Here is a 9,836-nt window from a genome sequence, read left to right as displayed (position 1 = left end):
GCATTCCTCGACCCGACCATCACACAACCCCTTTCGCACCTACCCTGACAACGAGTGTTGCGATGACTGTATGACGCCGGCTCACAGAAACCTTCGAGAATTGCACTCTCGGAGGGGAGGTCAGTCGCCGGTGAGCTGGTCGCGCAGGGCCCGCTTGTTGACCTTGCCGACCGCGGTCTGCGGCAGGGAGTCGACGATGAGCACCTGCTTGGGCGCCTGCACCGCACCCTTGAGATCCTTGACCACGGTGATGAGCTCCTCCTCGCTCGCGCTCGCGCCGGACTTGAGGATGACCGCCGCCGTGACCTGCTCGCCCCACTTCTCGTCGGGGATCCCGAACACCGCCGACTGCGACACCGCCGGGTGGGTGGCGAGGGCGTCCTCGACCTCCCGCGGGTAGACGTTGAACCCGCCGGAGATGATCATGTCCTTCTTCCGGTCGACGATGAACAGGTATCCCTGCTCGTCCATCCGCGCGATGTCCCCGGTGTGCAGCCAGCCGTCGACGATCGTCTCCGCGGTGAGGTCGTCGCGGCGCCAGTAGCCGCTCATCGCACCGCGGCCGCGCACGCACAGCTCGCCGGACTCCCCGAGCGGCACCTCCTCGCCCAGCGGGTCGAGGATGCGGACGTCGACGGACTCCACCGGCTTGCCGCACGACAGGAGGAGCGCCGGGTCCTGGTGGTCCTCCTTCGACAGCACCGACACCGGGTAGCACTCGGTCTGCCCGTAGAGCTGCCCGAACACCGGCCCGATCCGCTCGATGCCCTCGCGCAGCCGGCTCTCCGACATCGGCGAGGCGCCGTAGAGGATGTACTCGAGGCTCGAGGTGTCGCAGGTATCGAGGTCGGGATGATCGAGCAGCGCGTAGACCATCGTCGGGACGAACAGGGTGAAGTTGATCTTCTCCCGCTCGATCGTCTCGAGCACGGCAGCCGGGTCGAACCCGGACATGAGGTGGACGGTGCCGCCCTTGATGAGCGTCGGCAGCACGTTCGTCCCGGCGACGTGGCTCATGGGCGGGATGAGGAGGTAGCGCGGGGTCTCCGGCAGCTCGAAGTCGGCGAGGATGTCCGCGGTCGACGGCCCCAGGTTGAACTGCCGCCGGTAGGCGCCTTTGGGCCGGCCGGTGGTGCCGCCGGTGTAGTTGATGATGCTGAGATCGGAGTGCTCGGCGGCGAGGCGCATGGGCTGCGGGCCGACCGCGGCGGCCGCCGTCTCGAGGTCGGTGACGAAATCCGCGGGGCTCATCGTCCACATCTGCAGCCCGGCATCCTCGGCCACCTGCTGAAGCTCGCGACCGCGCTCCCCATACGTGGATTCGTCGACGACGAGCGCCTTGACCTGCGAGTCCCCGATCTGGAAGGCCTGGTCGGCGAGCGAACCCATCGGGTGGAGCCAGGTGATGTAAAGGCCGAGCGACTGCACGGCCGCGCCGAGCACCCAGACCTCGTAGCGGTTGGCGCCGAGGGCGGCCACGCCGTCCCCGCGTTCGAGGCCCGCCGCGCTCAGCACCGCCTGGTACCGGCCGATGAGGTCGAGCACCTCGGCATAGGTCTGCTGCCCCCGGGCGTCGGAGAATGCGATGCGGTCGGGGTGGCGCTCGAGGGTGCGCTTGATCGTGGACCCGTAGGTGGGTCCGGTCAGGTGGGCGGCGATCTCCATTGATGCTCCTCTGAGGATGGGCGGATGGGGCAAATCAGGTGGGCGGGGCAGGCCTGCCTGCCGGGGCCGAGGCGCCGACCGCTGGGAAGCCGTCGAGCGCGGACCCGATGCCACCCCGACCGCGCACGCCGGCGGTGCCCGCGCCGGAGCCGCTGCCGCCCCCGGCGTCGGCGGTGGGGCGATCCGCGGGCGGCACCACGATCTCAGTCCTCGGTCCCGAGGAGCGCAAGCGCGGTGCGCACCCAGGTGTTGATCATCGGCTCGGTGTCGGGATTGCGGCCGGAGAAGGTGTAGGTCAGGGCCATCCCGCGCATGCTCGTGAACACGACGTCGAGCATCGCGGGGAACGCGGGGTCGGCGCAGATCGTGGCGCCGAAGATCCGGTGCGTGTTCTCCCGCACCCGCAGGAGTACCTGCTTCTCGTGGTCGACGAGCTCACGTGCGAGGTCGGGGTCGGTGCGGGCGGCGATCCAGGTCTCGAGCGCGGCCCAGAAGTTCGGGTGGAAGAAGGTGAGCCAGATCGTGCCGATCGCCCAGCGCACGCGCGCGGGCACTTCGGTCTCCGGCGGGGCGGTCGAGTAGTCCGCGGTGCTCGTGTCGAGCCGGTCGGCGGCGAGCCGGCGGATCGAGGCGGTGATGAGCGCCCGCTTCGACGGGAAGTGATGGAGCAGCTTGCCGCGCGACACCCCGGCGCGCATCTGCACGCGCATGGTCGTCGTCGCCGCGTAGCCGTCCTCGAGCAGGCAGGCGATCGCCGCGGACAGGATCTCCTCCCGCGCCAGCCGCCCGCGCTCCTGGCCGCCGGCGGGGTCGCCGCGGAGCGCCCCGGGATCCGCTCCCGAGGCGCCCTGCGGCATCCGCTCGCCCGTCACCGGTCCGTCAGCCTGTTGGATTCTCAGCGCGGCGCCATCCGGATCGAGCCGTCGAGCCGGATCGTCTCGCCGTTGAGCATGGGGTTCTCGATGATGTGCTGCGCGAGCGCACCGTACTCGTCGGGCTCGCCGAGCCGCGAGGGGTGCGGCACCTGCTGGCCGAGCGACTTCAGCGTCTCCTCCGAGGCGCCGAGCATCATCGGGGTCTTGAAGATGCCCGGGGCGATGGTGACGACGCGGATGAGCGAGGAGGCGAGGTCGCGCGCGATCGGCAGGGTCATGCCGGCCACTCCGGCCTTCGACGCCGAGTACGCCGCCTGGCCGACCTGCCCGTCGAAGGCCGCGGCCGAGGCGGTGTTGACGATGACGCCGCGCTCCTCGCCGAGCGGCTCGATCTTCTGCATGTGGGCGGCCGCGAGGCGGATGACGTTGAAGGTGCCCACGAGGTTGACCTGGATGACCTTGTTGAAGGCGTCGAGCGGGAACGGGCCTTTCTTGCCCGACACCCGGATCGCGTTGCCGATCCCCGCGCAGTTGATCACCATGCGGAGGTCGCCGAGCTCGGAGGTGCGCTCGATCGCCGCTGCCACCTGCTCCTCGTCCGTGACGTCGCCGGCGACGAAGATCGCGCTGTCGCCGAACTCAGCCACGGCCTCCTCGCCCTTGAGGTCGAACACGACGGCCTTGCCGCCCTGGGCGATGATCCGCTTGACGGTCGCGAGCCCGAGGCCCGAAGCTCCGCCGGTGACGAATGCCACCTGGTCCTTGATCTGCATGTCGTTGACTCCTCGTCGAATGAACGCGTGTGTGCGCAGTCGGATTGCTTACCAGTCCATATTGACTGTTTTTGGCTCGTATGTGAAGCTGAACGCGCGATAAGTCAACGCCGACCGCCTGCGCGGATCGGACCGGCCCCGGCTCCGCGCCCTGCGCCGCTCCGCCTCGGGCACCCAGGCCGCCGTCCGAACCGCCCCCGCACACCCGAGCAGGACCGCATCCCGCACGAACAGAGGAGTTCCCATGACCGATGCAGTGATCGTCGCAGCCCGCCGCACCCCGACCGGAAAGCGCGAGGGTGCGCTCTCCGGCATCCACCCCGCCGACCTCTCCGCCCTCGTCCTCGAGGATCTCGTGAAGACCTCGGGCGTCGACCCCGAGCTCATCGACGACGTCGTCTGGGGCTGCGTCACCCAGGCCGGTGAGCAGACCGGTGACATCGCGCGCACCGCCGCCCTGTCCGCCGGTTTCCCCGAGACCGTCACCGGCGTCACCGTCGACCGCCAGTGCGGCTCCTCGCAGCAGGCCGTCCACTTCGCCGCCGCCGGTGTCATCGCCGGCCAGTACGACATCGTCGTCGCCGGCGGCGTCGAGTCGATGTCCCGCAACCCCATGGGCTCCTCCTCGCAGGGCAAGAACCCCTACGGCGAGAAGTTCATGGCCCGCTACGACAACACCAAGCCCAACCAGGGTGTGGGCGCTGAGATGATCGCCGAGCGCTGGGGCTTCGACCGCGAGGCGATGGACAGCTTCGCGCTGCTCTCCCACGAGCGCGCCGCCGCCGCCACCGACTCCGGCGCCTTCGAGTCCCAGATCGTCCCGGTCGAGACCGAGCACGGCCTCATCACCGCCGACGAGGGCATCCGCCGCGGCGGCACCCTGGAGAAGCTCGGCAAGCTCAGTACGGTGTTCAAGGAGGACGGCGTCGTCACCGCCGGCAACGCGTCGCAGATCTCCGACGGCACCGCCGCCCTGCTCATCATGAGCTCGGAGCGCGCCAAGGAGCTCGGCCTCAAGCCGCTCGTGCGGGTGCACACCGCGGTGCTCGCCGGATCCGACCCGGTGATCATGCTCACCGCTCCGATCCCGGCCACCCAGAAGGCGCTCGCGAAGTCCGGCCTGTCGATCTCCGACATCGGCACCTTCGAGGTCAACGAGGCCTTCGCCTCGGTCCCGCTCGCCTGGCTCAAGGACCTCGGCGCGGACCCGGAGAAGCTCAACCCGCACGGCGGCGCGATCGCCATGGGCCACCCGCTCGGCGGCTCCGGTGCCCGTCTCATGACGACCATGGTCCACAACATGGTCAACAACGACATCAAGTACGGCCTGCAGACGATGTGCGAGGGCGGCGGCCAGGCCAACGCCACCATCCTCGAGCTGCTCTGAACAGCCCCGCCGGCAGCCGACCGAGAACCAGGAGAGTGCGATGAAGCGCAATCTGTACACCGCCGACCACGAGGACTTCCGCCGCACCGTGGCGGCCTTCCTCGACAAAGAGGTCGCTCCCCACTTCGACGAGTGGGAGAAGAACAAGATCGTCGACCGCTCGATGTGGAAGGCCGCCGCCGAGGCCGGCGTCATCGGCTTCTCGCTGCCCGAGGAGTACGGCGGCTCGGGCATCAAGGACTACCGCTTCGAGATGGTCCGCGGCGAGGAGGTCGCCAAGCGCGGCTTCGGCTCCGCGACCTCCGGCTGGGGTGTGTCCGACGGCATCGTGCCCGGCTACTTCGAGTCCTTCGCCAACGACGAGCAGCGGCAGCGCTACCTGCCGGGGCTCGCGGCCGGTGAGAAGATCGCCGCGATCGCGATGACGGAGCCCGGCGCGGGCTCGGACCTGCAGAACATCAAGACCCGCGCGGTGCGCGACGGCGACGAGTGGGTCATCAACGGCGCGAAGACCTTCATCACCAACGGTCAGAACTGCGACTGGGTCGTCGTCGTGGCCCGCTCGAACCCGGACGTGCCGGCATCGAAGGGCGTCTCGCTCTTCATCGTGGACTGCGACACCCCCGGCTTCGAGCGCGGTCGCAACCTCGACAAGGTCGGCCTCGCTGCGCAGGACACCTCGGAGATGTCCTTCAGCGATGTCCGCGTCCCCCACGCGAACCTCCTGGGCGAGGAGGGCAAGGGCTTCATCCACCTCATGACGAACCTGCCGTATGAGCGCATGGGGATCGCCACCGGCGGCCTCGCCGGCGCCCGCGCCGCACTCGACTGGACCTCGAAGTACGTGTTCGAGCGCGAGATGTTCGGCGGCACCCTGGGCGATCTGCAGAACACGCAGTTCGTCCTCGCCGAGCTCGAGGCGCGCGTCGATGCGTTCGAGGCCTACGTCGATCGCTGCGCGCTCGCCCTCAACGAGGACGAGCTCACCGCGGTCGAGGCGTCGAAGGCCAAGCTCGTCGGTGCGGAGCTCCAGCTCGAGGTCATCAACCGCTGCCTCCAGCTCCACGGCGGCTACGGCTATATGCTCGAGTACCCGATCGGTCGTGCCTTCCGCGACAGCCGCATCCAGACGATCTACGGCGGCACGTCCGAGGTCATGAAGTACATCATCGGCAAGGACATCAAGAAGCGCTACGCCGCGAAGAAGTAGGCGCACCCCGCCTTCCTACGAGGGGCCGCACGGCGTCCGCTCCCCCGCGAGGGGACGGCGCGGTGCGGCCCCTCGGCATTCCCGGATCCCGCCCAGCGGGGGGGCCGGAATCACGGCCCGGGAGAAACTTGATAACGGTTTCAGTTTCTCGACCCGCCCGTCTTGTAAATCTAATGAGCAATCGTTAAGTTGATCCAAGCGAGCCGGCACCGTGCCGCAGCTCACAGTGGCCCCACCGGCCGACCGTCGAAGACGAAGGTGACTCCGATGTTGAAATTCAACCAGGGCGTGGACAAGATCCTCTCCGTCCTCACCGCGATCGCGCTCATCGTGATGATGCTGCACGTCGTGGCGCACGCTCTCCTCCGCTACTTCTTCAACTCCCCGATCTACGGCACGAACGAGATCGTGGCCTACTGGTACCTGCCGATGATCGCCCTGCTCGGCATCCCGGCCGCCCAGCTGCAGAAGGAGCACATCACCGTCTCCCTCGTCATCGAGCGGATGAGCCACGGCACCGCCGCGTTCTTCAAGGTCTTCGCCTTCGCGCTCTCTGCGCTCGTGAGCATCGGGTTCGCGTGGTTCGGCTTCGAGGAGGCGCTGGAGAACATGGAGATGGGCTCCACCGCTGGCGTCACCGACATCATCACCTGGCCGGTGTACTTCCTCGTCCCGCTCGTGTTCGTCGTCCTCGCGATCCTGTTCATCGTCGACATCGTCGTCACGCTGCGCACCGGCGACCCGGAGATCGACCTCCTCACCGGTGAGCATGCGGAGCACGACATCGAAGAAACCGTCATCTGACGCGGCCCCCAGACAGGATTACTGCATATGTCTCACACCACTGACACCAATCTGGGGACGATCCCCAGCGTCCTGCCCTCGGACTCCCGCCGCAAGAAGCCCGGGCTGATCTCGCTCATCGTCGGCTTCGCCCTCGTCGCGGTCTGCCTCGTGGGCGTGTTCACCAGCCCGTCCGGCGCTGTCGCCGGCATGTGGTGCATCGCGATGATGATCGTCCTGATGTTCCTCAGCGTCCCCGTCGCGATCGCCCTGGCGGTACCGAGCCTGATCGGCGTCTACGCGCTGTCGGGCATCCCGGCCACGATCAACATCCTCTCCACCGCACCCTTCCACGGCGTCTCGAAGTGGTCGTACTCGGTGCTCCCGATGTTCATCTTCATGGGCATGCTGCTCACGCAGTCGGGCATGACGACCCGGATCTACCGCGCCACCGACCGCTGGTTCTCCTGGCTGCCCGGCGGCATCGGCATCGGCACCACCGCCGCTGGCGCGGGCCTGTCCTCGGTCTCCGGTTCGACGATCGGCATGACCTACGCGCTGGGCCGGGCCGGCATCCCGGAGATGCTGCGCGCCGGCTACGACAAGCGCGTGGCCGTCGGCACCGTGATCGTCGCTGGCCTGCCCGGCAACCTCATCCCGCCGTCGATCCTCCTCGTCATCTACGCCGGCATCGCCAGCGTGCCCGTCGGCCCGCAGCTCGTCGCCGGCGCCGTCCCCGGCATCCTCATCGCGCTGACCTTCGCGCTCTTCATCCTCATCCTCGGCCTCGTCGCCCCCAAGCTCGTGGGCCGCGGACCGGATGCCACCGGCACGCGGGAGAATGTCACCTGGGGCGATCGCTTCCGTTCGCTCGGCGAGATCTGGGGCTTCCCGGTCATCATGGCCGTGCTGTTCGGCGGCATGTTCTCCGGCATCTTCACCCCGACCGAGGCCGGTGCGGCCGCCGCCTTCACCGCGCTGCTGCTCACCCTGTGGTACACCCGCAAGGACAAGCCCTTCCAGAAGGTCACCCACGCCGCGTTCTCCACGGTGAGCGCGACCGCAGCGATCTTCTTCATCATGATCGGCGCGGAGATGCTCACCCGCCTCCTCGCGATCACCGGCCTGGCCCCGATGATGACGGACTTCATCCTCGGCTTCGGGCTCAACCGGATCGGCTTCCTGCTCGTCCTCGTGGTCCTCTACATCGTCATGGGCATGTTCTTCGACACCCTGTCGATGATGCTGCTGACCATCCCGATCCTCCTGCCCACGCTCGAGGCGATGGAAGTCAGCCCACTGTGGTTCGGCGTGTTCGTCGTCCTCCTCGGCGAGCTCGGCATGATCACCCCGCCGGTCGGCCTGCTGTCCTACATCGTCCACAACATCTGCAAGAGCCCGGAGGTCAACCTCGGACAGAACGTCACGCTCAAGGACGTGTTCGTGTCCCTGTCCTGGTTCCTGCCCGTCGCGATCCTGTTCCTCGGCATCATGATCGCGGTGCCGCAGATGACCGAATGGCTGCCCGCCATCCTCGAGAGGACCAGCGGCGGCACAGCCACCCAATAGCCGCAGACCCGCACCGCCGGAATCACGGCACCGTCGCCGGCCCCGCACCTGCGGGACCGGCGGCACCGGCGGGGCAGGGCGCACGATGCCCTGCCCCGCCAGCCCGGTCCGCACCGCACCGCAGTCCGGTGCGGCGGAGCGGATCGCACCACAATCGTTCAACGAGGAACGACAGAAAAAGGGAGACACAGTGAAAACACTCACCACGACCCGCTTCCAGGGCCGCGCGCTGAGCATCTGCGCCATGGCCGCCGGCCTCACCTTCGCGCTGAGCTCGTGCGCCGGCAGCGCCGGCTCGGGCGGCGGAGGCGGTGACGGCGGGGACGCCGGCAGCGGCTTCGAGTACGGCGCCTCGCAGGAGGACGTCAACTCCGCGATCGAGGGTCTCGATCCGATCACCATCAAGTTCCAGCCCTCGGCCGCCTCGCAGAACTCGGTGATGGCCCCGGCCGGCACGGTTTTCAAGGAGATCGTCGAGGAGCGCTCGAACGGCCAGATCGAGGTCGAGATCACCTGGGGCCAGGCGATCGCCGGCTACGCCGAGGTGCACGACGCGCTCGCCGACGGCCGCCTCGACGTCGCGTACACCCTCCCGGTCTACCAGCCCACCGAGTTCCCCGCGGTCAACGACCTCGGCACCGCGATGGCCGGCCTCTCCGCTTCCCCGTACCTCGGCGAGCTCGTCGCGAACGCGGTCGGCAACGAGATCGGGTGGGGCAACGAGAACGTCCTGTCGCAGTACGAGGAGAAGGGCCTCGTGCCCCTCACCCCGCTCGCGGCGTCCGGTGGCTACTACACCGTGTGCAGCGAGCCGGTGGAGTCCGCCGACGACTGGCAAGGCCTGCAGACCCGCATCGCCTCGACCGCGCAGTCGGCCCAGGTCCAGCACCTCGGCGGATCCCCGGTGTCGATGGAGTACGTCGAGACCTTCGAGGCGCTCCAGCGCGGCACCGTCGACTGCACCCTCGGCCAGCTCGTGCCGTCCGCCGAAGCCGGCATCTTCGAGGTCGCCCCGAACCTCGGCTACACCACGACCGCGAGCTTCTCGCGTTCACCGGGTGCGTACCTCGCCGGGTCGAGCTTCGCGGACATGCCGCTGGCCTACCAGCAGATCATCTTCGACAGCAACGCGCTGGCCTCCTCCGGCGGCATGGAGGCGGTCATCGGCGGCAACGCCGCGGCCGTCCAGCAGGCCAAGGATGCCGGTGGCGAGGTGACGCCGTTCGCCGACGACATCCAGGAGGAGATCAGCAACTACTCCACCCAGCTCACCGACGAGGCGATCGGCAACGGTCAGATCGATGAGAACATCGAGACGATCATCCAGGACGCCGGCGAGAAATGGGCGAAGGAGTTCGAGGACCTCGGCTACACCGATGAGGGCGAGACCGCGGACTTCAACGACTGGTACGACGAGAGCAAGGACTTCATGGACTACGCAACCGCTTCCTACGAGAACGGCAACGCCATGAAGCACCGTCCGAGCTGACCCGCAGCAGGGCACGGCGGTGGCGGGGGCCGGTGACGGTCCCCGCCACCGGTGGGTCGGGAGACCGGCCCGCACCGCATCCGCA

Annotated in this window: 9 protein-coding genes; 5 read left to right on the top strand and 4 right to left on the bottom strand. The window is 68.3% G+C overall.

The features are described 5' to 3' along the window. Positions 1-120 precede the first annotated feature (120 nt). Genes ABD883_RS03245 through ABD883_RS03230 form a run of 4 tightly spaced genes read right to left on the bottom strand, consistent with a single transcriptional unit; the run spans position 121 to position 3,313 of the window. Positions 121-1,665 (bottom strand): AMP-binding protein, encoded by a 1,545-nt coding sequence (locus tag ABD883_RS03245; protein WP_345029775.1) that lies wholly within the window; start codon positions 1,663-1,665, stop codon positions 121-123. Positions 1,666-1,699: 34 nt separating this feature from the next. After that, a complete protein-coding gene (locus tag ABD883_RS03240) occupies positions 1,700-1,864 on the bottom strand; it encodes a hypothetical protein (RefSeq protein WP_345029773.1) in 165 nt (54 codons plus the stop codon). Positions 1,865-1,868: 4 nt separating this feature from the next. Further along, the gene (locus ABD883_RS03235) at positions 1,869-2,537 is read right to left on the bottom strand and encodes a TetR/AcrR family transcriptional regulator (RefSeq protein ID WP_345029770.1); all 669 of its coding nucleotides are present in this window, start codon (positions 2,535-2,537) and stop codon (positions 1,869-1,871) included. 23 nt (positions 2,538-2,560) lie between these two features. Beyond that, positions 2,561-3,313 (bottom strand): 3-hydroxyacyl-CoA dehydrogenase, encoded by a 753-nt coding sequence (locus ABD883_RS03230; RefSeq protein WP_295690523.1) that lies wholly within the window; start codon positions 3,311-3,313, stop codon positions 2,561-2,563. Positions 3,314-3,557: 244 nt separating this feature from the next. On the opposite strand from ABD883_RS03230, the gene ABD883_RS03225 reads away from it, so the two are divergent. The 5 genes from ABD883_RS03225 (at position 3,558) to ABD883_RS03205 (ending at position 9,751) form a co-directional block, all read left to right on the top strand. After that, positions 3,558-4,700 (top strand): thiolase family protein, encoded by a 1,143-nt coding sequence (locus ABD883_RS03225; protein ID WP_345029768.1) that lies wholly within the window; start codon positions 3,558-3,560, stop codon positions 4,698-4,700. A gap of 40 nt (positions 4,701-4,740) precedes the next feature. Then, positions 4,741-5,910, top strand: coding sequence for an acyl-CoA dehydrogenase family protein (locus ABD883_RS03220; protein WP_345029766.1), 1,170 nt, complete (start codon positions 4,741-4,743; stop codon positions 5,908-5,910). A 267-nt stretch (positions 5,911-6,177) separates the two neighbouring features. Continuing rightward, positions 6,178-6,714: a TRAP transporter small permease gene (locus tag ABD883_RS03215; protein ID WP_247423256.1), complete on the top strand. Its 537-nt coding sequence runs from the start codon at positions 6,178-6,180 to the stop codon at positions 6,712-6,714. A 27-nt stretch (positions 6,715-6,741) separates the two neighbouring features. Further along, positions 6,742-8,262 (top strand): TRAP transporter large permease, encoded by a 1,521-nt coding sequence (locus tag ABD883_RS03210; RefSeq protein WP_345029763.1) that lies wholly within the window; start codon positions 6,742-6,744, stop codon positions 8,260-8,262. A gap of 190 nt (positions 8,263-8,452) precedes the next feature. Then, entirely contained in the window at positions 8,453-9,751 is a 1,299-nt protein-coding gene (locus ABD883_RS03205; protein ID WP_247423260.1) for a type 2 periplasmic-binding domain-containing protein, read from the top strand. Positions 9,752-9,836 lie beyond the last annotated feature (85 nt).

This window comes from Brevibacterium pityocampae (genome assembly GCF_039541555.1).
GTDB classification, from domain to species: Bacteria; Actinomycetota; Actinomycetes; order Actinomycetales; family Brevibacteriaceae; genus Brevibacterium; species Brevibacterium pityocampae.
This window is presented reverse-complemented; position numbering and strand designations above follow the sequence as displayed.

Excerpts from the sequence above, each read along its gene's own strand:
- ABD883_RS03225 (WP_345029768.1), top strand. The coding sequence starts at position 3,558 with ATGACCGATGCAGTGATCGTCGCAGCCCGCCGCACCCCGACCGGAAAG.
- ABD883_RS03210 (WP_345029763.1), top strand. The coding sequence starts at position 6,742 with ATGTCTCACACCACTGACACCAATCTGGGGACGATCCCCAGCGTCCTG.
- ABD883_RS03230 (WP_295690523.1), bottom strand. The coding sequence starts at position 3,313 with ATGCAGATCAAGGACCAGGTGGCATTCGTCACCGGCGGAGCTTCGGGC.
- ABD883_RS03220 (WP_345029766.1), top strand. The coding sequence starts at position 4,741 with ATGAAGCGCAATCTGTACACCGCCGACCACGAGGACTTCCGCCGCACC.
- ABD883_RS03215 (WP_247423256.1), top strand. The coding sequence starts at position 6,178 with ATGTTGAAATTCAACCAGGGCGTGGACAAGATCCTCTCCGTCCTCACC.
- ABD883_RS03245 (WP_345029775.1), bottom strand. The coding sequence starts at position 1,665 with ATGGAGATCGCCGCCCACCTGACCGGACCCACCTACGGGTCCACGATC.